The organism is Desulfosporosinus sp. FKB, assembly GCF_002196705.1.
GTDB lineage: Bacteria > Bacillota > Desulfitobacteriia > Desulfitobacteriales > Desulfitobacteriaceae > Desulfosporosinus.
The window spans coordinates 146,252-167,883 of record NZ_NADJ01000015.1 but is presented as its reverse complement, the minus strand read 5'-3'; the positions used below and the strand labels follow the sequence as shown (position 1 = coordinate 167,883).

Below are 21,632 nucleotides of genomic sequence, written 5' to 3'. Positions count from 1 at the left end.
AGAATGAATTTGTTCTTGTGAGAACATGATAAAGGATAACACGCCAACAACTCCTCTATCATTAGCGGGTTGTTGGAATTTAGGCCATATTTTAACAAGTAAAACCTAGATACAGCTCAATATTTTGGAATTTCAGCGACGAATTATCGTGAGAGAAGAGGTGATTAATGAAGGCCCATTGACAGGAAATGTCAATGGGCCGAAATGAGAATTTTAATAACGGGCATTGCGTTTGGGGCTATAATTTCGTCGGGGTATGTTTGCATAGGGTGTAGGGTGTTGAATTTATTAGCTTAAGTACTAGAAGCAGGGGTTATCCTGCTCTGTGTAAATTAATAATAGATACAAACTCATCATAGGACTGCACGGTAGTAATTTGTTTTAGAGCATCGCCAGCTATACGCTTTGCCTGCATATTGGCGATGAGAGTTTTAGATGCAATGTTAAATCGGCCTTTGAAAGGTGTTTTAACTAAAAGTTCGATACCCTTCTTTTCTTCATCGAGCATATCTTGTGTTGAAGCTTTTAATTCTTGCGTATCAAGAACAAGATAATATTCGAATGTTTTAAATGTAAGTAATTTCTTCAATAAATCTTCCATATATTGATGACTCTCTTGCTTATTTATTAGCCCTCCCATAGTTATAAGAAATACCTTTTCAGTTGGTTTGAGTTGGAAATTATACATTTGAATCGCTCCTTTATGTTTGTTTATTGTAGTTAATCATAAAGGATTAAACTGAAATGACTCTTAAGGTAAGCTGAAATGATGCTGAAGGATATCTGAAAGTTAATTGAAATTAGTAGATAGAACCGTAATGGAGAGCTTATATGATTCATTGGCGATAACTAAGTCGATGCAATAAGATGGGATGATTCAGGATTATGATTAGACTCCGATAACTCTAAAGAATTATATTCGCCTCTAGTGGTGGCTTCTGTAAGCTTGCTGTTGGAAGATTCAAAAACTATTGGGTCAGCTAACCAAATCATAGCTTGTGCGGAAACTAATCCATAAACTAAATGGTTCCATAATGCTGAGTAATATGTCTTTGTTAATCCGAATTCTTTTAGGATACCGGTTTTTATTCCACCTATTAGACTGCCAAAGGAAAGTATTGATATTAAAATACCTTTAATTATATGATGATCTTTCCCAGTTTTCCTAAGAATATAGAATAAAGGAACTCCCCAAATTGAACCAATCCCAAAATGGGCCAATTCACCCAAAACAAAATTCTTTTTTTGTTTTGTTTTATAGGAAGGAACAAATAAAGCGGCTGCTATGTATCCATATAAGGTCTCAGATTTGCCCGCTTTAAATATTAGGAAATTTGAAGCATCCATGAAAATAGTTCCTATTAAACCGCTCAATAATCCAATTGAAATTGAATCTTGTAATTTCTTGAATTCTTTTATTCTCATAAATAAGATTATTAAACTACGCAACACTCAGTAATCCCCCTTCTACTCAATGCCATTCACAAATTATATTTTGCTTATATCGCTCTCATTTTATCTGTATTAAAGAATGTAAATAATTCCATAACTTATTGAACCGAATATAATGTGAACGACAGCTCTTTTCATAATATTTCTACCGGATTGAAATAGATGATAGACTCAAAAGCGCAGTACTAATTTGTAAGTTTGATGTTGAACTGATATGAAAAATAGCGCAAAAAAATAACAAATATACCACCGATGCATTTTGGTGGTATATTTGTTATTGACTGATTTATGCAGGAAATTGAGGATAATAGTGGAATTAGTTTTAGAAAAGGTTCTTCATCCCAATCAAATTAAGTTGGTTATTTCGGCCATTCATCGATCCCCAATCACCCCTATCCTAGCATCCTTGATAACCTCAAGAAGAAATAGGGCCTCGATAAGGCTAGCTAGTGATCGAGTGGGAAGCCTTGTGTGTAGGGAAACAGCCGTCAACGTTGAAAACTTAAATTGAAAAGCATTAATTAATGCTTACGAGGTGAAATATAACTGTGAATTTAGCTTGAAATAAATGCATTTAAACCACTTAGTTAAATCGTAGTAGATTTGGAGCTGGAAAGAATGATCTTTTTAAGAGAGGATTGCTGGTTTATGGGACGAACGATGGTTGAAGTGATTACACTAACAGCTATCATCCACCTTGTCGACACCCTTTCATATTCAGTGAGATTGAATTCCGTAAAAAGCGGACAAGTAGCGTTATCTCTTTCTTTATTTAATATATTTGCACTAGTATCACGTACTGCTAATACTTTCCAAGCCCCATTGATTGGGAGTATTATAGGAATAAGTATTGCTCAAGGAATTAATCCCATTATGGATATGCGCATTGTGATTTTTGCATGCCAAAGACTGAGATTCTTCTAAGGGTAGTAAGCATGTTGGAATGAAGGCTGCTTAACTTAGGGTGTGAACAGGATTTGGAATGTCCCTTAAATAAATATGAAAAGAGGAGGTTTCGAGGTTGACGCAAGATAATTACCAAACAATTTCGGAATTGCTGAGAAAGCGTATTTCCCTTAGGAAGTTTGTTGATCAACCCCTTAAACAAGAAGACGTGGATTGGATTGTAGAGGGAGCTATGAGAGCACCTACAGCCGGGAATATGATGCTTTATTCCATGATATTGATTACCGATGCCTGTAAAAAACAAATCTTAAGTGAAACTTGTGATCATCAGCCTTTCATAGCCAAAGCCCCCTTGATAATTGTTTTTGTTGCGGATTACCAACGCTGGTTTGACTATTATCAGAGTTCTAATGTTAAAAATTTTTGCGCGGATCATGGTTTGGAATTCCGCGGCCCTGATGAAGCAGACTTATTATTAGCATGTTCAGATGCTCTTATTGCAGCGCAAAATGCAGTCATTGCCGCCGAGAGCCGGGGGATTGGTTCTTGCTATATTGGGGATATAATGGAAAACTATGAAAAACATCGTGAGTTATTGAACTTGCCTGCTTGGGTATTTCCAGTTGCTATGCTCTGTTTCGGGTATTATCCCGAAGGTGCTCGACCGGTCCCTAGGCTACGTTTCGATAGGAAATTCATTGCTTTCACAGAGCAATATCATCAATTAAACCCTGAAGAACTGGCTGAAATGTTAGCTATTCGGGAAAGTGCTTTTTCTCCGGGCAATCCTTTTGGAGCAAAGAACTTCGGACAATGGATGTACGCCAGAAAAACTGGTGCACAGTTTTCAACTGAGATGGCTCGTTCAGTACGAGAAGCTTTAAAGAGTTGGAGAGGCGATTTAATATAGACTTGCAAAGTGCAATATATTGTAGATGCGTGGTGATGATGATGGATAAATTAATTCAAAAGATTGTTGAATTTAGAGATTCTCGAAATTGGAGGCAGTTTCACAATCCAAAGGATCTAGCGATATCATTAAGCATAGAGGCCAGTGAACTACTTGAAAATTTTCAATGGAAAACTAGTGATGTGAGCGTAACCGTTAATTTCGAAAGAATTCAAGAAGAATTAGCAGATGTATTGATTTATGCTTTGCTGCTGTCAAATGAATTAAATATTAAACCTGAACAAGCTATTATCGATAAAATAAAGAAGAACGAAGAAAAGTATCCTATTGAGAAAGCTTACGGATCTAATAAAAAATATAATGAACTTTAGTTTTGGAAGCATAGGGATACGCATGTTGAGAAATGTTCATTAAAAGATTAAGGATCTTTTATATTCCATTGAAATAATTTTACGGAGGAGAATTAATAAATAAATGGTTATTGATAATAATCCATTCTGGCCATGATGGTTCCCACTCAATGCTACATATTATAGGTTTTGATTTCATAAAACAAGAAATTGTCTAAATAGAGGGAAGGATTTGATTTATGTTAGAACATATTGGTACTAGTCGGATTGAAACGGATAGATTAGTTTTGCGAAAATTTAAATATACAGATGACGAAGATATGTTAAACTATTGGGTCAGTGATCCTGAAATTCAGTCAATGTACTCTGAACCAGTTTACACAACCAAGCAGGATGTTAAAGAATTGTTGGATAAATATATCAGTTTCTATGAAAAAGATAATTATTACAGATGGGCTGTAATATTAAAGGAAACAGATGAATGTATAGGGCAGATTGCCTACTTTTTAGTAGATAACAATAATCATTTTGCTGAAATTGAATACTGTATTGGGAGAGGCTTTCAGAGAAAGGGGTTTGCAACTGAAGCTACAAAAGCAGTTATTCAATTTGGATTTAACAAAATGAATTTGCATAAAGTACAAATATGTCATAAGTCTATAAATATTCCTTCGCGTAAAGTCATTGAAAAATGTGGGTTTGTTTATGAGGGAACATTACGAGACTTTTTTTATATGGATGGTCAATATGTAGATAGATTATATTATTCAATATTAAAAGGTGAATTTATATCAAGCTTATAGTATGTTATAACTTACAAGATTTTGTTTGAGAAATTCCTCGCTTCGTTTAAATATGTTATTGGACAATTACTATTTAAGTGACTGAAAAAAATCAGAGGTGACATCGAGTAGAATGTTTGCACCATCCATGGATGAAAGGAGTGAAAATTAGCAATTGACAACATGGGCTAAAAATGCTATTATTTAATTCCGGCCACGATGGCTGACGATATTGGTCTTTGAAAACTAAACAACAAGGACAGCCAATGAGAGAAACTCGGAAGAGTTTCAAAAGAATCATGAAATCATGAGCAAGAAATCATCTTCTTCAAGAGAAGTTGAGATAACTTTTTTGGAGAGTTTGATCCTGGCTCAGGACGAACGCNTGAGATAACTTTTTTGGAGAGTTTGATCCTGGCTCAGGACGAACGCTGGCGGCGTGCCTAACACATGCAAGTCGAACGGTCTAATGCTTAACACTGAGTGTTCAGTGAAGTTGGGACAGCGAGAGCGCGAAGCATGAGCGCTCCACGCATTAAAAGTGCCAACATACTTGGGAAACGGAACGCTGAGTGTTAAGTATTAGATAGTGGCGGACGGGTGAGTAACGCGTGGGTAACCTACCCAACAAACCGGGATAACCCTTGGAAACGAGGGCTAATACCGGATACGCTTATAAGTTGGCATCAACGTATAAGGAAAGGTGGCCTCTGAATATGCTGCCGATGAAGGATGGACCCGCGTCTGATTAGCTGGTTGGTGGGGTAAAGGCCTACCAAGGCGACGATCAGTAGCCGGCCTGAGAGGGTGAACGGCCACACTGGGACTGAGACACGGCCCAGACTCCTACGGGAGGCAGCAGTGGGGAATCTTCCGCAATGGACGAAAGTCTGACGGAGCAACGCCGCGTGTATGATGAAGGTCTTCGGATTGTAAAGTACTGTTTTTAGGGAAGAACGGTCTCTTCAGGAATATGGAGGAGACATGACGGTACCTAAGGAGGAAGCCCCGGCTAACTACGTGCCAGCAGCCGCGGTAATACGTAGGGGGCGAGCGTTGTCCGGAATTATTGGGCGTAAAGGGCGCGTAGGCGGGTATTTAAGTCCGGTGTGAAAGATCAGGGCTCGACCCTGAGAGTGCATCGGAAACTGGGTATCTTGAGGACAGGAGAGGAAAGTGGAATTCCACGTGTAGCGGTGAAATGCGTAGATATGTGGAGGAACACCAGTGGCGAAGGCGACTTTCTGGACTGTAACTGACGCTGAGGCGCGAAAGCGTGGGGAGCAAACAGGATTAGATACCCTGGTAGTCCACGCCGTAAACGATGAGTGCTAGGTGTAGGGGGTATCGACCCCTCCTGTGCCGGAGTTAACACAATAAGCACTCCGCCTGGGGAGTACGGCCGCAAGGTTGAAACTCAAAGGAATTGACGGGGGCCCGCACAAGCGGTGGAGCATGTGGTTTAATTCGACGCAACGCGAAGAACCTTACCAGGGCTTGACATCCTCTGAATCCAATGGAAACATGGGAGTGCCCTTCGGGGAACAGAGAGACAGGTGGTGCATGGTTGTCGTCAGCTCGTGTCGTGAGATGTTGGGTTAAGTCCCGCAACGAGCGCAACCCCTGTATTCAGTTGCTAACAAGTAAGGTTGAGCACTCTGGATAGACTGCCGGTGACAAACCGGAGGAAGGTGGGGATGACGTCAAATCATCATGCCCCTTATGTTCTGGGCTACACACGTGCTACAATGGCCGGTACAGACGGAAGCGAAGCCGCGAGGTGAAGCCAATCCGAGAAAGCCGGTCTCAGTTCGGATTGCAGGCTGCAACTCGCCTGCATGAAGTCGGAATCGCTAGTAATCGCAGGTCAGCATACTGCGGTGAATACGTTCCCGGGCCTTGTACACACCGCCCGTCACACCACGAAAGTCTGCAACACCCGAAGCCGGTGAGGTAACCCGCAAGGGAGCTAGCCGTCGAAGGTGGGGCCGATAATTGGGGTGAAGTCGTAACAAGGTAGCCGTATCGGAAGGTGCGGCTGGATCACCTCCTTTCTAAGGAGAACGGTTTAGAGCTTTGTGCTTTAAACGAACATCTTATGGGTCGATGCTCTTAAGAAAATGAAGTTGAGAAACTAAGTTTTCAATAAGAGATCAAAACGAGTCGAAAGACTTAAGCCGAGGGATCGGCAGCTCATTGGCAGAACTGTTGTTTAGTTTTGAGAGACCAGAGAATTGTTTGTAGGTTCGAAGTTCAAATAATCGTCATAAGACATGAGGAAATTTGAAAGAGAGAACAGACAAACGATAAAATGGAACTCAAAAAAATGGGCCTGTAGCTCAGCTGGTTAGAGCGCACGCCTGATAAGCGTGAGGTCGGTGGTTCGAGTCCACCCAGGCCCACCAATTGGAAGTTGGAGCGAAAAGTCGTGGCTTGTGTACGAAATACGATCACTTGGACCACGAAGAACGCCAACTAAGAGAAAAAGATTTTGGGGGTATAGCTCAGCTGGGAGAGCACCTGCCTTGCAAGCAGGGGGTCAGCGGTTCGATCCCGCTTACCTCCACCAAATTCAATCTTTGCTCTTTGAAAACTGCATAGAGAAAAAATTCTAGTAAGTCAAAGGAAACATCACCTCAAAACCGAGTGCAAACGACGTTTTGAGAAACCCTAAACGTAGTAAAGATTTAGGTCAAGCTACTAAGGGCGTACGGTGGATGCCTAGGCGCTAAGAGTCGAGGAAGGGCGCGGTTAACAGCGAAATGCCACGGGGAGTCGTAAGCAGGCTTTGATCCGTGGATACCCGAATGGGGCAACCCAACTGGAGTCATGTCCANACCTCCTTTCTAAGGAGAACGGTTTAGAGCTTTGTGCTTTAAACGAACATCCTATGGGTCGATGCTCTTAAGAAAATGAAGTTGAGAAACTAAGTTTTCAATAAGAGATCAAAACGAGTCGAAAGACTTAAGCTGAGGGATCGGCAGCTCATTGGCAGAACTGTTGTTTAGTTTTGAGAGACCAAAGTTCAAAATATCCTTTAATAAATGTAAAAATGTTCATCTTTAAAAGCAGAGGGGGATTAGCCCCTCTGCTTAAATATTAATACCACCCGTAGGGATATGGGGAGTAAGCATAGGGGTACGCCGATGGGTAATAACGAGGTCTAGCCATTGTTGCTCCTAAACCTAATCCCAGAGCAAAGGGAAGAAATCCGAAACCAAACATAAAATCAACTCCTTTTTATGGTTAATAAGGCTACCACCTTAGTCGATGATAGCCTTTTAATATTATTTAGAAGATTACACCTAAAGCGATTAGAATCAGAATTGCAATTGCTATTATTCCGACGCCCACGCCTGCGCTAAAACCATAAGCAGCGACAGGGGGATGACAACATGCTCCACTCATTCCGCCATAACCCATTCCGTACATATTAACCCCTCCAATAAATTAGAATACGATTCCGAGTGCGATAAGAAGCAGTATAATCACAACAATGATAGCAATTCCAGCACCAAAACCTGTGCCATAAGCACCAGCAACACCTGTACCTAATGCCATTGTTATTTCCTCCTTTACCATATCTGTTACATAATATGTAATATATGGATATCATGAAATTTGTCTTACCAAGGATTATTTATATATTATAAAAACACCCCCAACAAATTCGTTGAGGGTGTTTTATGGATCATAACTAAAGAGAAAGGATGAATTTTTTTAACCGACAATTCTATTATATGAATAGGGTAAGTCTAAGTCTATGTGTAAAGATTTACAGAAATTGTTCAAAATAGGCGATGGGTTAGAGCAGAGGGGATGACTTTTTTGTACGCTTCAGACCATCAAAAAAAGATCAGGAAAGCCTGATCTTTTTTATTCACTCTCTATATGCCATGTTTAAGTGTAAGTGTAAGTGTAATGGCTTGTTGGCGAAATTTAATAATTAATGTGGCGGCCTTTTGACGCATTATATTTCGTCAATGAACATAACCCGGTCTCAAATCACGTTCATTATCTATAGTGTTTGGTCCGCAGATTCGATAGTTATTTCTAGAACCGCCCTTGCCCAGGGAAATTTAGTTTTAATCATCTCAAATTCCGAACCTTCTTTTATAAAACCAGCGGTTCCCTTAATTAAAAAGCCTGTTCCTTTATACATTTTGCCTTGCACTTCGCGATTAGCGATAGTGAGTTTAACCTTATTATTTCTTGCCACATTTTTCTCGGTTTCGTTCATTCCGCCAACCGGGATGAGAAATTTACCATCGGGTGTTATGTTAATGTAGCTGTTCCATGTGTTGACCACGTGGGGCTCATTTATCCCTTGAGTTACGATAGCGACTGCTCCATCGGAAGGGTGAGTTAGCACTTCTTTAAGCTTTTCAATAGGCATTTAGAGAACCTCCTTAAAATTAAGTATTAACCTAAGAAATCTTGATGTTTTATTATCTTTTATACATTTAGGCAGGGGCCGTGGCCGGTTGCTACAAAATTGGGGTTTAATTGTTTTAATGTTTGTTGTAACTTTATAAGGCGTTCCGGGTCTGGTACTTGTTCCTTACTGATATCGTCGATTTCCGTCTTCCAGTTGGATTCTAGAACAGCATCGCTTGCTTCCCCGAAGCGAAACATCAGGTCACTGCTGAAAAAGATACCGCGTCTTTTTTCCAAGACCAGCAGGCCCTCCCAAAGATGAATTTCAGAAGGGTAACTAAAGAACTCTAATTCGTAACTTTCCGTTGTCAGTTTCTCGCCAGGTTTTTTGGTAATACACTCTTGAGTAAGTCCAAATCCGGTTAGCTGACGGGCTGTCACTTCAGAGCATATTGCTTTAGCTTGGGGAAAATGTTCGAGAAGGTATGACAATCCGCCGCATTCATCAGCTTCAAAATGAGAAACAAAGATATAGTTTAGGTTATTATCCCCGAGAATGGTTTTCAGCTTAGGCACCAGTTCAGTTGCTTGTTGAACGCTGCCCGTATGAAACAAAATTGGCTCACTGGTAAATAGAAGATATTGGTGAAAAGTAAGGTTAATTGGCGGAATGTACGTGCTAAATTGGCGTAAATCTTGATAAATCACAGACACACTTATGACTCCTTTCTCTGTTATGGCTTAGTTTGAAGATAGTAATTCCCTAAAACCTCAAATTAATTAGGGAATTTACAAAACCGATATTCTTCAGTCAATCTCAATGTGTATGCTATCGAGACACTTTGTACTTAACCTGGGTTATTAACATAATTCACAGCATTACAGAACTTATGTTTTGAATTAGTATTCATATATGCGCTATCTGCATCTCATAAGTGAAGAAATATATGAAATAACCCGACAAATATTATGTTATAATAATGAATAAAGAAAAATGGGATGCGTTTTTTTGACAAAAGATTTATATAATATTGGAATTACATTAACCGATGACCATTTTAAGGTTATTGCAAACGGGAAGGTTTTCGAGCGAAATATAGAAAATGATAGTGAGTTTAATGAACTGTAAGATAAACATTTCAAGCTTAATTTGAATTTGATTAAATAGAACAGGTACAATGTGAATTATTATAATTACTGTCTACGCTATGAGAGGATTTATCCAACCAATTTTTAAGACCCCCACTTCTATAAGTGGGGGTGGGTCCTTCGTTAACTTCAGGCGGGGTAGAGTCCCCATCTGAAGCCCCGATGTTCAGCTTTAGCTGAACGAGTTCACTAGTAGATAAGGAGAAAGTGAAAGTGCAGCTGACAACAGGTCCAGTTGCACTTTCATCTACAATAAAATGTAGATAGGGAAATCCGTATTTATTATGTTATAACAGAAGCAGGTAAACACGAGTTGATTGAGTCTAAGAACGATCTGGCTGAGTTGGTCAGTGAGATTGGTAATGTAAAGGTTGATGACAATGTTTGAATTTTACGATGTAAAATACAAGGATGTACTAGATCTTCCTAAGCTTGAAATAGAGCAGGAGGAAATTACAACTCTTGTAGGTGCAAGCGGCAGTGGAAAAACAACAATTTTAAGGATGCTAAATAAGTTAATTTCTCCCACCCAGGGCAGGATTATTTTTAATGGAACCGATTTGAGACAGATAAATTCTGTTGCCCATCGTAGAACTGTTAGTATGCTTTCCCAAAGCCCTGCTATATTTGAAGGGAGCATCAGAGATAACTTAAATGCAGGATTAAGATTTCAGGAAAGGGAATTACCAAGTGATAAAGAATTAAATCACATCTTAGAACAAGTGAAATTAAGCAAGTCTCTGGAAAACTCTGCTAATACCCTTTCAGGAGGAGAAAAACAAAGGCTTGCATTAGGCCGAATACTTCTCCTTAATTCGAAAGTGTATCTTCTTGACGAGCCTTCATCAGCACTGGATGATGAAACTGAGGAAATGATTATTCAAATGCTGACTGAACATGTAAAGAGAGAAAAGAAGACGATTGTAATGGTTACACATTCGAAAGCGATTGCTGAGAAGTATTCCGACACTATCATCGAGATATCGAAAGGTAGATGCTTAACCCGGAGGTGTAATGATGAAGGGAATAATTGATTTAACTGCTTCGCAGGTTGTGCTTGCATATCTTTTTGTAATTATTGTTCTTGTGATTATAAGAATACGAGGGATAAATAGAGAAAAGGAAATCTTAATTTCTTCATTTAGAATGACTTTACAGTTAATTTTGACCGGTTATATTCTGGTGTATGTATTTCGCTATCCTAATCCGTTCATTACCGGAGGTATTATTATTTTGATGGAAGCATTTTCGATCTACACTATTTTCAGAAAATTTAAAGGTAAATTATCTGCTCCGCTAAAGAAAGTTGTAGTAATTTCAATGAGTATAGGGACTTTATCTTGCCTTTTGTATTTTTTATTGGTAATAGTACGGATTACTCCTTGGTACAATCCGCAATATTTTGTGCCAATAGCTGGAATGCTCGTTGGCAACTCGATGACGGGAATATCTCTCGGGATTAGATCCCTGATTGAAGGGATGACAACACAAAAAGCATTGGTGGAAGAAGCGTTAATACTTGGAGCAACACCTCAGGTTGCAACAAGAAACATAATCAACAGTACTTTTGATGCTGCTATTTTGCCAACAATTCAATCTATGGTAGGTATGGGAATAGTTTTCTTACCGGGGATGATGACTGGTCAAATCCTTTCCGGTACATCTCCGACAACTGCAATAGCTTACCAAATAGCGATAATGTTTGGAATCCTTGGTGCTGTGGCACTTACTGTCATCATAATGTTACAGTTAGGTTACCGTACGTTCTTCAATAAGGAAGATCAATTATATGAAGTGTAGGTTATCATATCCTGCATCCTGTTAAACACTGGATGCAGGATATTTTTTATATAAAGAGCATGTAAAATAAAGGTGATAGTACCATAAACAGAGAATATTATTTATGTAATAGAGTTTTGATAATGGAGTAAATCTCCAAAATCATCTTTGAAGTCGCCTAAAGTGTAGGAGATTAACAGAGGGTATTTTGTTGATTCCAAAGTTCGCGAACAAAGCTCATTTGAAACTTGGATAGTTCTCAAAGAATTAGTGAAACAAATTTCACATGAGGTATTGGGGGTTGTTAAAATGGTACTAAATATTACATTTGCTCTCTTGACAATTGGCTTAGCAACGATATTAAATACTAGAGGATTAGTGGATGGTCCATCGCCAACAGTCTTGAATTTCATCTTAACAGTACTTTTCTTAGTATTATGGTTCTTGTTCGGTATTTTTAGAGGGCGGGAAAGGAAAAAGAGCTTTTTAATATTTGCAATCATGTTTTGGGCTGTAGCATTAGGAACAACTTTTATTGTCATGCACTTAGGACCTAATCCATTAGTGATGGTTAATTTTGCAATTATGGCTCCTGTAAACGGATTTATGTTTTTGGAATTTATGAGGAGTCAATTATTTTTTGCGGCCATGTTTTTACCGTTAATAATTACTTGCCTTGGTTATCTAGTCGGACTAAAGATAATCTCCCCCCAAAATAATCTCTAGATTTTTACGGAAGAAAAGAATAATGATTAGGAAATGTCATCGGCCACATCAATTTTAATCGGGTAGGAGGCTAACTATTATTTTGTAAGCCTCCTACCCGATTATTTTGATATGCACCTATAAATGGGACCCCATTGTAAAATACTTTTTTCCTGCTTTCAAGTTTTTCAAATCTAGATTTTTTAAAAAGTGTCTCGACAAAAGAGGCGGCATTGAAATTACTGCTAATTTGTGTTTCACTGTACGGCTGGTTTTAGCTGTTCTTGGCAACAGTATATCTCTTGAAAGAGTTTGTTGAGAAGTTAGAAAATCTTGATAAGGACTTAATGATAAGCGCAGTAATTTGAAGTTAGGCAGTTTTCCTTTAAATAAAATTTGAGTTATGATTGATTTACTAATTATAAAATTGAATGCTAGGGATACAAATAATCCGCATAATGTATAACCTATCCATCCAGCTGAAGGGAAAATTTTTAGTGTTAAGTTTCCTATAGGTCTATGCATATACATAATAACTAATGAGTTTACACCGCAATAATTTAAAAAACTTCTAAGACGTCCTTGAACTAAATTATTGCTTAAAGCTAGTATAAAGATAGTAAAACATAGAGGAATTATTAAATCCCAAACAATTGATTTATAGTAAGAATCCTTCATATTCATGTAGAAATATATTCTACAGGCGAAGTTTATAAAAATTAACAATAGACAAGCGATTCCGCTAATAAACATAGCGGATTTTGTAACTAAATATCTCATTATAGTTTTAGCGTAAAAACCTATAGCGTAATATGCTAAAGCCAAAGGAACAACATCTATATCCAATGGTAACCAATATTGCTTATTAATATCAACAATAGAATTAGGTATAACCATTATTGAATATATATGGACAGCAATATATCCAAGAGAGATGATTGATATTACATAAGGTGTTTTAAAGTTATTCCGCAATTTACTGAATAGAAATTTGCTTATTAACAATACGGGAATAAACCAAAATACGCCCCATACTGCTTTTCCACCATAAATATAGTAGGTAAATGAAGATAAAAATTTTCCTATTGAAGCAGTTCCTGGATACATTAAAAAGTTGAATAATATATCTACTGCGGAGAAACTAAAATACGGTATATAAAACTTCAAGAATTGCTTGCGAAAATCAATTCCATCTCTATATAATAATCCGCTGATTATAAAAAAGGCGGGCATGTGGAACCAATACATATACTGTGCATAAGGCCAAGGGCTATGGGTTAATATGACAGATATTATCAATATACCTTTTGCAATATCTAAATATTCCATTCTCTTATCCATTATATACCCCTTATTATTTGTGTTTTCTTAATCAAATTGATTTTCATATTCGATTTGATGCTTGATAAAGAAAATAACCTTAAAAATCACTACTTGATTCTTGCTTAATATGCGAAATTGAAAGAATATCCCTAATCATTTTAGCTAGTTTGGCATAACATGTTCCTCCTTGAGGATTTACTAAAAGAATAATACTTGTAACTGAAAATAAACTTAAAGAGAGCTGAAACTTTAATGAAAAAGTTAATTCCAGATTTAGACATACTGCCCAATGCTATAAAACAGAGAGTGATTTTCGAAAATAAAAATGATGGACATTATTCGTTTGAACTTGGAATAACAAAAAAGGATAACAAAAAGCGTCAGAACAATTCGTTCCAACGCTTCTAGATTTTATTAATTTGATTTTTCCTATGCCAATAATTTATATGGTAAGGTTCCACAACCGAAAAATAATCTTTCAAGAATATCTGAAATGTCTTATGATCGGTTGTTTCCATGAAGACGGTGACATATACTGTTATAATTTTCCCAAGTAACTCTTATCAATCAAAGCAGTCAGGAATGACTACCATAAAACGTGTTGATCCGGATTTTCGACAACCTGTTTTAGTGCAGTAATTATATATACAATTATGATAAAAACCGTAATCGAAAGTAAAGGAGAAAAATAAGCAAAAGGTTGGGCTCCCATAGTCGTTCCATGAGCCCACAAATCCCATAGTGACATAAAAATCTCTCCTTCACAAAGGTTATTGAAATAATCTTAGGGTTATTGATTAAACTGGGTTTGGTTATCCCTTATAAGTTGCTCACATTTAGCTTGCTCAAATTTATAAATCGCACCATTCAAAAATAGCCCGAATGATAGAATCATAACAGCAATCTGTAATGGAAAAGGTGTATACAGGTCGAGAAATCGTATAAGACTGACGACATTATCATTGGGCTCCAAGGACTGTTTTATACTCAATTCTACATGGCGAAAGTCAATGGTAAGAAAACCTATAGATGTATGATGATCGTAAACAGGAAAGTAAATAGACATTCTCGGAGTAAGGCTAAAGGGGTTAAGTTGACCACGCTGAGAACAACGAGATTCAGTGACTAATTCTTCTGTAATGACCTTTTCTAACTCAATCGGTTCATACGAAAGATTGCTGGCAGCCATATCCATTTTCCTTTGCCTTTGCCCGTTTTGCCCGCTAATTACCTCAAAGACTCTGAAAGCAGCATCTATAATAACAAAAGCAAGAGAGGCATAGGCAGTCAATAGGGTAAGGGAATACGGCAGTCTCATTTCAATTATTTTATAGAGCAAATATATTGTTTCGTTAGGTTCCATTTGTTGACGCCAAAAAATTTGCACGATTCGAAGATCGCGTATAGCTAATCCGATGGCGCAGTAAGGACGGACAAAAAACCAAAACATTACGGTATCAGTACAAAGTCTAAATGGATTTAATTTACCAGCAAACCATTTTCGTCCTTGGTTCAGCAATAATGAGTAATACTTTTGAAAAATTATTGGGTTTTTACACAATATCCCTCTAAAATATGGGCTAAATCTTCCTAAATATTGTTCGAGAATTAGATTGTTTTCTGGAGGCATAAATCTTCACTCCAACTAAAACTGCTGAATTATTCGTTCCCCTGCTTTTTCAATAGCTCCTTCGGAATAGCCAACAGTATTTAGAATGAGCCAAGTCCAAAAAAGCGAATTTAAGATTGCAATAAAGGTAGGGACTGGTAACCATATGCCCCAGAATTTTGTGTTTTTTTGAGTGGAAGAAGTATTGTTCCAAGCATTCTCTATCATATTTGAACTCATAAGCATTCAAAATGTCCTCATAAGGTGAGATACTATCGAATTGATTCATAGTTTCGGAAAATAACAGCACCCAGTATTATTGAGACAATAAAGGAACCTACTAGCCATACTATCCAATAGCTTTGAATTAACCAAAATTCGCAATTATTCCATATCACAAGGGCCTCCCCCCAAACTACTATATTATATTCCATAATATAGTATCTGTGTTTATTAAAGGAAATTGATCGCAAAATTAGGGAGGAACAGGTAGACTCGAAACATAGTGAACGCTATTTTCTAAGGAATGGGGACCATCAAACAGGGAGGCATTTGTTCGGGTAGTTTTGTTTTACCGAATAGCCCTTCATATTAGCAGGAAATAACGGCTGCGTGCAGAATGCTAATTGACCGATAATTGTTGACTAGAGGAGATGTAGTTTTTATTGAACTGGAAACGTACACTTGTAATTTTATGGGTTACCAATTTTCTAGTAACGGCTGGTATGAGTTTAGTGATTCCGTTTCTTCCTTTATATATTGAAAAGCTCGGAGTACATCAATTACAGGATATCGAGCGCTGGTCAGGGTTGGTCTTCTCAGCCCAGTTTGTAACCTCCGTAATTTGTCAACCTATTTGGGGGAGATTTGCCGATAAGCACGGACGCAAAATCATGCTTTTACGTGCTGGTCTTGGTATGGGAGTCGTAACAGCATTAATGGGCGCAGTAGTGAATGTATGGCAATTGCTTTTCCTCCGATTATTCAACGGAATCTTTTCTGGATTCATCTCCATGTCTGTTTCATTGCAAGCCTCTATAACACCTAATGAGAATTCTGGCCAGGCACTTGGCATGCTTCAAACTGGAGCAATTGCAGGAAATCTTATCGGTCCTTTAATCGGTGGTGTACTAGCAGAAACTATTGGTTTTCGTTCTGTATTCTTTTTAACGGGCGGGTTTCTTATAGCAGCCGGTATTATTGTTTTGATATTTGTACACGAAAACCATCAGCCAAGAATGCACGTTAATACTAATCAAAGAAGTGATTTAATACAATTAAAATCACTTTTACCAGTCTTTATAGCCTCGACATTCACGCAAGTTGGTATGATGAGTATCGAGCCAATCGTTTCCATCTATGCCGAAACATTATATTCAGGAGCGCATTTGGCCTTAATAGCTGGTTTAGTTGTAGCAATGAGCGGTATTGCAAATCTAATTGGTGCACCTACTTTAGGAAGATTGGGTGACAATATCGGTCAACGAAAGGTTTTAATCATTGCGTTATGTTCAGCAGCATGTATGTATTTTCCCCAAGCCTTGGCTACTAATATCGGTGTTTTGCTTATAGGCCGATTCCTCTTAGGATTATTTATCGGAGGTATGATACCGTCGTTAAATGTACTGGTTAAAAAGAAAGCGCCTAAAGAACTTCAGGCTACTGCGTTCGGGTTCAATTCGGCTTCCACATTCTTAGGTAATCTAATAGGCCCACTTGTTGGAAGTACAGTAGCAGCCACTTATGGTATTAAAAATGTTTTTTATGTTACGATGGTGATTCTATTGGTAAATGCCGTTATGATCTATTTCAATCGAAATTTAGATGTTCAACCTAGAACAGTTACCGGATAAATTAACTGGAAACTTGTTCTTGATCCCTTCCTATTCGATCGAGTGAGTTGCGACTCTGTAAGTCGTTGAAACAGCCTTTTGGCATTTTCAGCATGGATTTAGTTTGTAACTGGATACCTTACGATTTATGAGGGCGTCCCCAGTGGCGAGTTGTAGACTCTTAGCTGTGGGGCGTTGCTTTATACTTTCTTTTGTTTAAATTGCTGTAATTAGAATAGCTTTTTACAAACACTTGGCTTCTGACGGATTATTGATTATAAACAAAAAATGTTTAGATAGTTTAGTTAATTTATCAAGTAAAAGGATACTTAAAATTCAACAAAATATTAATCAGAAAGCAAACCTATTACGATATTCTTCGGTTAAAAACAAGATTTTGTAAGATTGAGCTAAAAATTATAGTCTAAATCAAATTATTTTATTTAATGGTGGACTTATTTACCTAAGCATAAAACTATATTAAATATTTATGACTTATGTTATAAATATTTAATTAAAAGTCAGTCATTGCGAATAACATTGCATTTATTTCAGAAATAAATAGCTTGAATTAAATTTTTATTTAAGAATATTTATAAAAGTCTTAGAAAACGTTATTTGATATTAATAAATACGATTACGACAATATTGTCTTGTTATGGACATTGTCTAAACTCAATGATAATCTTTAATTGTGAGAATAAGTACATAAAAGGAGGCTTGAATTCAAAAAAGTTACAATGTTTAGAAAGACCCTTAAAGGGATGCTAAGAAATTTGACTGGAAATTTGACCAGAAGATTTGGAAGGGAGGATTTTGGTAAAGATTGTCATCCGCATTAATTGGAGTTTAGACGAGCACAACTATTGTGTTTGTCAAATTTCGTTGATTTAAAGGTGGTATTTATATGTACCTTACAAAAATTAATCATTTCCCCTCTATTGAGACTATTAAGAGTTATAATATTGAAAATCTTCGCAAGGATTTTATGTCAGCTTTGACTGGGGTAGTCGTAGCAATTCCTCAATGCATGGCCTACGCCTTGATTGCAGGACTAAATCCGGTTTATGGTCTTTATACAGCGATTGTATCCGCAATTTTCGGTGCAACGTTTGGAAGTTCTAAACATCTAATTACTGGGCCAACTAATTCATCGGCCTTACTGGTAGCGAGTGTCATGAAGAACTATATGGGGCTCGACAATGCCTATCAAATGGTTTTCCTTTTGACATTTTTAGTGGGTACTTTAAAGATGCTTTTTGGAGTTTTAAAACTTGGCAGATTAATTAGTTATGTTTCCCACTCAGTAATTATTGGTTTTACAACAGGGGCAGGTTGTTTAATAGCTCTCGGCCAACTTAGTACTCTTCTAAGTATTCCTGTTAAAAATTCAGCTCAAATGGCGACGACAGTAAAATTGTATTATGTATTAACCCATCTGCAACAAACCAATTTATATGCTCTTGGAATGGGTTTAATAACGATAATTGTTATAGTAGTTTGCAAAAAAATTAATAAGAATCTACCTGGTGCCCTCATTGGGATTATTATTCCAATTATTTTCATCGTTATTTTTTCGTTAGATAAACTTGGAGTCCAACTTACTGGAAATATACCTACTTCCTTACCTCCGTTTAAAATGGTTAACTTTGATCTTAGCTTTATTCAGAATAATATTAGCGGAGCTTTATCTATTGCCATCATTGGCTGTGTTGAAGCAATTTCTAGTGCTAAATCAATTGCAACATTATCACGCCAAAAGATCGATCCTAACCAAGAGTTTATAGGTCAAGGGATTGCAAACGTAGCTTCCTCATTTTTTCAAGGATTCCCGGGGTCTGGTTCTTTTACGAGAACAGCTCTCAATTATCATAGCGGAGCCGTTTCAAGACTTGCTGGTGTTCTCCAAGGCGGAATAATGGCTATTGTTCTCCTGTTTTTCGCTCCTTTTGCCAAATACATTCCTACAGCTTGTTTAGCCGGCGTTATGATGGTCACAGCTTATAATCTTGTGAATAAAGATGAGATTAAGAAGGTCGTAAGTCTCGGTAAATTAAAGTCAGATTCTTTAGCAATGTGGGTAACCTGTTTTGCAACCATCTTATTACCTAACCTTTCCTATGCAATCTATACTGGTATTGCACTTACAATTATGCTTCATTTAAAAGACACCAATAAAGCACCCATAAGAATTTTTATTCCTATGGAAGCAGAAGACCCTAAAATTGTTGAAAAAGAAGTTGAAGTTGTAAGGGATAACGTTGAAATTCTAATTGTTGAATTAGAGGGTAACCTTTATTTTGGATTAGCGGATAACCTCGAACAAAAGCTTGTTAGTTTGATTAATAAATCAAAGGTGTTTATTTTAAGGATGAAGCATGTATGTAACATTGACGTAACCGCACTAAATGCCCTCAAAGTTTTCACTCGATCGGTTAAAGAAGCTGGGGGGAGCGTCATTGTTTGTGGCTTAAATTCTGATCTTGATTCCATTCTCGTTAGTTCGAATTTTGATTTTGATATTGATTCCAACAATAAATTTATGTCTGAAAATGAGACGTTTGCATTTTCGTCTAAGGATCTGGAAAGAGCCAGAGACGTTTTGAAATGTGATTCGGAAAATAAATCATCAAAATCCTGTGAATTATTGGCTAGCTCCTTTCAATTTTAATCTTATGGTTCACCAATTTATATAAATAAAGAGACAAAGGAATTACTTAAGACCTGTAAGCAGAAGCTATAGGTCTTTTTTTGTTGCTCCCAGTAATGAGTTAAAAATTGGCAATAAATGAAAATGTGTTCTACTGTCTATTTAGACCAATAGAATATTATAGAAATGATCTTTATTTTAATAAACGGTTATAAAAGAATTTTATGATCGCGTAAATGAAAGGAGGTAAGGAAAACCATCGTATTTCAATCGAAAACTTAAGTTTAAGTTAGGAGGGAAAAAATGAACCAAGAAAACACTTTGACTAAGTCTTCGCTGTTGAAGACCGAGGACTGGTGGGCTGTGTGGCTGGGGGGATTGGTGTTTTTCCTTGGCTTAGGTCAGCTCTTTGGAGGCGATCTGTTAGGCTGGGCTGTTAAAACGAATGTCTGGCTCAGCATAACTAAATCAATGGCGCCCCTATCCAAAACATATGCGTTTTTGCCTGGATGGGCTTCCTTGTTTCTGACATTTCTTTTCTTTCTAGTTACAACTTCTATTGGAGCCGCGTGCATGGGTTGGAACTTAAAACGATTTGTCGTGGGATTTACTATTATTTTCGCATTGGCCTACGGCTCTTTTATTCTTGGAAGTTATGGTTACCTTGCGGCGACCAAAGACCAATACGCAAAGCTTAATATTAATTGGTCAGTGGGACTTACCCCAGAAGGGGGGTTTATTATCGCACTTATAGTTGGTCTTATAATCGGTAATTTTTGGACAGGATTAGCCAAATTTCTTGAAGAAGCAGCACGACCTGAGTTATATATCAAAACTGGAATTGTTATTTTAGGAGCAACCTTGGGAATTAAAGCTCTTGGTTCTGTCAATCTAGCCTCCACAGTGATTATTCGGGGGCTCTGCGCTATTGTTGAAGCATACCTCATTTACTGGCCTGTCGTTTATTTCATTTCTCGGAAATGGTTTAAAATGACACCGGAATGGGCTGCTCCCCTTGCGTCCGGTATTTCTATCTGCGGTGTTGCAGCAGCTATCGCTACTGGCGGGGCAATTAGATCCCGACCTCAGATCCCAATTATTCTCTCTTCGGTAATCATCGTTTTTGTGGCTGTTGAACTTTTGTTTTTACCATGGCTTGCCCAAAGCATTTTGTATAATCAACCGATGGTTGCTGGATCTTGGATGGGCCTGGCCGTCAAAAGTGATGGTGGTGCAGTCGCCAGCGGTGCAATCACAGAAGGGTTAATCAGAGCTAAAGCACTGGCTGTAAACGGAGTAAAGTGGGAACCCGGATGGATCCTGACAGTTACGACAGTTACCAAGGTTTTTATTGACATCTTTATTGGGATTTGGGCCTTTATCCTTGCCGTGGTCTGGTCAGTTTTTGGAATTAACAAAAGAAGTCAAGAAAAAGGTTCTAAGGTAACAAAAGGAGAAATATGGGAACGTTTCCCGAAATTTGTGATTGGTTATGCTGCTACTTTTCTAATCCTTCTTTTGATAGGTTTGGCAGCTCCTCACTTAACCAAAGCTGCTACAGCTGCAGCTGATCAGGCTAATGGCCTGAGAGGAATTTATTTTACTCTCACCTTTTTCTCAATCGGTTTAATCACTAATGTACGCAAGCTATGGGCCGAAGGAATGGGCAGAATCGTGACAGTATATGCTGTTTGTCTATTTGGCTTTATCCTTTGGGTTGGACTCTTAATATCCTGGATTTTCTACCATGGAATCATGCCGCCAATTGTAACTGGCTAGATTTCATTATCCTGATAAGGAGGTGCAGC

At 37.8% G+C, this 21,632-nt stretch carries 18 protein-coding genes, 2 tRNA genes, 1 rRNA gene, 1 pseudogene and 1 other annotated feature; of the genes and pseudogenes, 13 read left to right on the top strand and 9 right to left on the bottom strand.

Translation table 11 applies throughout. The features are described 5' to 3' along the window. Positions 1 to 313: 313 nt before the first annotated feature. Together B5Y67_RS05385 and B5Y67_RS05380 are read right to left on the bottom strand one after the other, a co-directional pair. Positions 314 to 688, bottom strand: a complete 375-nt coding sequence (locus B5Y67_RS05385; RefSeq protein ID WP_088225495.1) for a hypothetical protein — start codon at positions 686 to 688, stop codon at positions 314 to 316. A 161-nt stretch (positions 689 to 849) separates the two neighbouring features. After that, complete coding sequence (locus tag B5Y67_RS05380) at positions 850 to 1,452, bottom strand: hypothetical protein (protein WP_242975868.1); 603 nt, start codon at positions 1,450 to 1,452, stop codon at positions 850 to 852. 648 nt (positions 1,453 to 2,100) lie between these two features. On the opposite strand from B5Y67_RS05380, the pseudogene B5Y67_RS05375 reads away from it, so the two are divergent. The 7 genes and pseudogenes from B5Y67_RS05375 to B5Y67_RS05345 all read left to right on the top strand — a co-directional run. After that, a pseudogene (locus tag B5Y67_RS05375) lies at positions 2,101 to 2,352 on the top strand (DUF2837 family protein); the annotation flags it as partial. A gap of 121 nt (positions 2,353 to 2,473) precedes the next feature. Beyond that, on the top strand, positions 2,474 to 3,268 hold the full coding sequence (locus B5Y67_RS05370) for a nitroreductase family protein (protein ID WP_088225494.1): 795 nt from the start codon (positions 2,474 to 2,476) through the stop codon (positions 3,266 to 3,268). 41 nt (positions 3,269 to 3,309) lie between these two features. After that, a complete protein-coding gene (locus B5Y67_RS05365; RefSeq protein WP_088225520.1) occupies positions 3,310 to 3,639 on the top strand; it encodes a nucleotide pyrophosphohydrolase in 330 nt (109 codons plus the stop codon). 218 nt (positions 3,640 to 3,857) lie between these two features. After that, positions 3,858 to 4,421, top strand: a complete 564-nt coding sequence (locus B5Y67_RS05360; RefSeq protein ID WP_088225493.1) for a GNAT family N-acetyltransferase — start codon at positions 3,858 to 3,860, stop codon at positions 4,419 to 4,421. Positions 4,422 to 4,796: 375 nt separating this feature from the next. Further along, a 16S ribosomal RNA gene (locus B5Y67_RS05355) occupies positions 4,797 to 6,454 on the top strand. 274 nt (positions 6,455 to 6,728) lie between these two features. Beyond that, positions 6,729 to 6,805 (top strand) — tRNA-Ile (locus tag B5Y67_RS05350). An 88-nt stretch (positions 6,806 to 6,893) separates the two neighbouring features. Continuing rightward, positions 6,894 to 6,969, top strand: a tRNA-Ala gene (locus B5Y67_RS05345). Positions 6,970 to 7,135: 166 nt separating this feature from the next. After that, positions 7,136 to 7,255, top strand: a sequence feature (23S ribosomal RNA rRNA prediction is too short). Positions 7,256 to 7,499: 244 nt separating this feature from the next. Here the strand turns inward: B5Y67_RS05345 and B5Y67_RS26155 are convergent. The 4 genes from B5Y67_RS26155 to B5Y67_RS05335 form a co-directional block, all read right to left on the bottom strand. Beyond that, positions 7,500 to 7,625, bottom strand: a complete 126-nt coding sequence (locus B5Y67_RS26155) for a hypothetical protein (protein ID WP_282432757.1) — start codon at positions 7,623 to 7,625, stop codon at positions 7,500 to 7,502. A 66-nt stretch (positions 7,626 to 7,691) separates the two neighbouring features. Next, on the bottom strand, positions 7,692 to 7,832 hold the full coding sequence (locus tag B5Y67_RS25205) for a hypothetical protein (protein WP_170932595.1): 141 nt from the start codon (positions 7,830 to 7,832) through the stop codon (positions 7,692 to 7,694). A gap of 586 nt (positions 7,833 to 8,418) precedes the next feature. After that, positions 8,419 to 8,796, bottom strand: coding sequence for a pyridoxamine 5'-phosphate oxidase family protein (locus tag B5Y67_RS05340; protein ID WP_088225492.1), 378 nt, complete (start codon positions 8,794 to 8,796; stop codon positions 8,419 to 8,421). Between the two features lie 59 nt (positions 8,797 to 8,855). Next, positions 8,856 to 9,491, bottom strand: a complete 636-nt coding sequence (locus B5Y67_RS05335) for an MBL fold metallo-hydrolase (RefSeq protein WP_088225491.1) — start codon at positions 9,489 to 9,491, stop codon at positions 8,856 to 8,858. A gap of 815 nt (positions 9,492 to 10,306) precedes the next feature. On the opposite strand from B5Y67_RS05335, the gene B5Y67_RS05330 reads away from it, so the two are divergent. The 3 genes from B5Y67_RS05330 to B5Y67_RS05320 all read left to right on the top strand — a co-directional run bounded on the left by B5Y67_RS05330 (position 10,307) and on the right by B5Y67_RS05320 (position 12,431). Continuing rightward, positions 10,307 to 10,960 (top strand): ABC transporter ATP-binding protein, encoded by a 654-nt coding sequence (locus B5Y67_RS05330; RefSeq protein WP_088225490.1) that lies wholly within the window; start codon positions 10,307 to 10,309, stop codon positions 10,958 to 10,960. Further along, positions 10,941 to 11,726 carry an iron export ABC transporter permease subunit FetB gene (gene fetB / locus B5Y67_RS05325; protein ID WP_348982291.1) on the top strand — a complete coding sequence of 262 codons (786 nt, stop codon included), beginning with the start codon at positions 10,941 to 10,943 and terminating at the stop codon, positions 11,724 to 11,726. The genes B5Y67_RS05330 and fetB overlap by 20 nt, the downstream gene beginning before the upstream one ends. A gap of 288 nt (positions 11,727 to 12,014) precedes the next feature. Further along, positions 12,015 to 12,431, top strand: a complete 417-nt coding sequence (locus B5Y67_RS05320; RefSeq protein ID WP_088225488.1) for a hypothetical protein — start codon at positions 12,015 to 12,017, stop codon at positions 12,429 to 12,431. Positions 12,432 to 12,548: 117 nt separating this feature from the next. Here B5Y67_RS05320 and B5Y67_RS05315 read toward each other — a convergent pair whose 3' ends face one another. From B5Y67_RS05315 to B5Y67_RS05310, 3 genes are all read right to left on the bottom strand, one after another. Beyond that, a complete protein-coding gene (locus B5Y67_RS05315; RefSeq protein WP_088225487.1) occupies positions 12,549 to 13,751 on the bottom strand; it encodes an acyltransferase family protein in 1,203 nt (400 codons plus the stop codon). Between the two features lie 568 nt (positions 13,752 to 14,319). Further along, positions 14,320 to 14,481 (bottom strand): hypothetical protein, encoded by a 162-nt coding sequence (locus B5Y67_RS25200; RefSeq protein ID WP_170932594.1) that lies wholly within the window; start codon positions 14,479 to 14,481, stop codon positions 14,320 to 14,322. A 42-nt stretch (positions 14,482 to 14,523) separates the two neighbouring features. After that, positions 14,524 to 15,363 (bottom strand): hypothetical protein, encoded by an 840-nt coding sequence (locus B5Y67_RS05310; protein ID WP_088225486.1) that lies wholly within the window; start codon positions 15,361 to 15,363, stop codon positions 14,524 to 14,526. Positions 15,364 to 16,007: 644 nt separating this feature from the next. Between B5Y67_RS05310 and B5Y67_RS05300 the strand changes: the two genes are divergently transcribed. The 3 genes from B5Y67_RS05300 to B5Y67_RS05290 all read left to right on the top strand — a co-directional run bounded on the left by B5Y67_RS05300 (position 16,008) and on the right by B5Y67_RS05290 (position 21,603). Beyond that, positions 16,008 to 17,195 (top strand): MFS transporter, encoded by a 1,188-nt coding sequence (locus B5Y67_RS05300; protein WP_088225485.1) that lies wholly within the window; start codon positions 16,008 to 16,010, stop codon positions 17,193 to 17,195. An 886-nt stretch (positions 17,196 to 18,081) separates the two neighbouring features. Further along, positions 18,082 to 19,845, top strand: coding sequence for a SulP family inorganic anion transporter (locus B5Y67_RS05295; RefSeq protein ID WP_088225484.1), 1,764 nt, complete (start codon positions 18,082 to 18,084; stop codon positions 19,843 to 19,845). Between the two features lie 282 nt (positions 19,846 to 20,127). Next, complete coding sequence (locus tag B5Y67_RS05290) at positions 20,128 to 21,603, top strand: putative sulfate exporter family transporter (RefSeq protein ID WP_088225483.1); 1,476 nt, start codon at positions 20,128 to 20,130, stop codon at positions 21,601 to 21,603. Positions 21,604 to 21,632 lie beyond the last annotated feature (29 nt).

What these genes read in the sequence shown, in the direction of transcription:
- B5Y67_RS05385 (WP_088225495.1), bottom strand. Translation starts at nt 688, where the DNA reads ATGTATAATTTCCAACTCAAACCAACTGAAAAGGTATTTCTTATAACT.
- B5Y67_RS05365 (WP_088225520.1), top strand. Translation starts at nt 3,310, where the DNA reads ATGGATAAATTAATTCAAAAGATTGTTGAATTTAGAGATTCTCGAAAT.
- B5Y67_RS05360 (WP_088225493.1), top strand. Translation starts at nt 3,858, where the DNA reads ATGTTAGAACATATTGGTACTAGTCGGATTGAAACGGATAGATTAGTT.
- B5Y67_RS26155 (WP_282432757.1), bottom strand. Translation starts at nt 7,625, where the DNA reads ATGTTTGGTTTCGGATTTCTTCCCTTTGCTCTGGGATTAGGTTTAGGA.
- B5Y67_RS25205 (WP_170932595.1), bottom strand. Translation starts at nt 7,832, where the DNA reads ATGTACGGAATGGGTTATGGCGGAATGAGTGGAGCATGTTGTCATCCC.
- B5Y67_RS05340 (WP_088225492.1), bottom strand. Translation starts at nt 8,796, where the DNA reads ATGCCTATTGAAAAGCTTAAAGAAGTGCTAACTCACCCTTCCGATGGA.
- B5Y67_RS05330 (WP_088225490.1), top strand. Translation starts at nt 10,307, where the DNA reads ATGTTTGAATTTTACGATGTAAAATACAAGGATGTACTAGATCTTCCT.
- fetB (WP_348982291.1), top strand. Translation starts at nt 10,941, where the DNA reads ATGATGAAGGGAATAATTGATTTAACTGCTTCGCAGGTTGTGCTTGCA.
- B5Y67_RS05320 (WP_088225488.1), top strand. Translation starts at nt 12,015, where the DNA reads ATGGTACTAAATATTACATTTGCTCTCTTGACAATTGGCTTAGCAACG.
- B5Y67_RS05315 (WP_088225487.1), bottom strand. Translation starts at nt 13,751, where the DNA reads ATGGATAAGAGAATGGAATATTTAGATATTGCAAAAGGTATATTGATA.
- B5Y67_RS25200 (WP_170932594.1), bottom strand. Translation starts at nt 14,481, where the DNA reads ATGTCACTATGGGATTTGTGGGCTCATGGAACGACTATGGGAGCCCAA.
- B5Y67_RS05310 (WP_088225486.1), bottom strand. Translation starts at nt 15,363, where the DNA reads ATGCCTCCAGAAAACAATCTAATTCTCGAACAATATTTAGGAAGATTT.
- B5Y67_RS05295 (WP_088225484.1), top strand. Translation starts at nt 18,082, where the DNA reads ATGTACCTTACAAAAATTAATCATTTCCCCTCTATTGAGACTATTAAG.
- B5Y67_RS05290 (WP_088225483.1), top strand. Translation starts at nt 20,128, where the DNA reads ATGAACCAAGAAAACACTTTGACTAAGTCTTCGCTGTTGAAGACCGAG.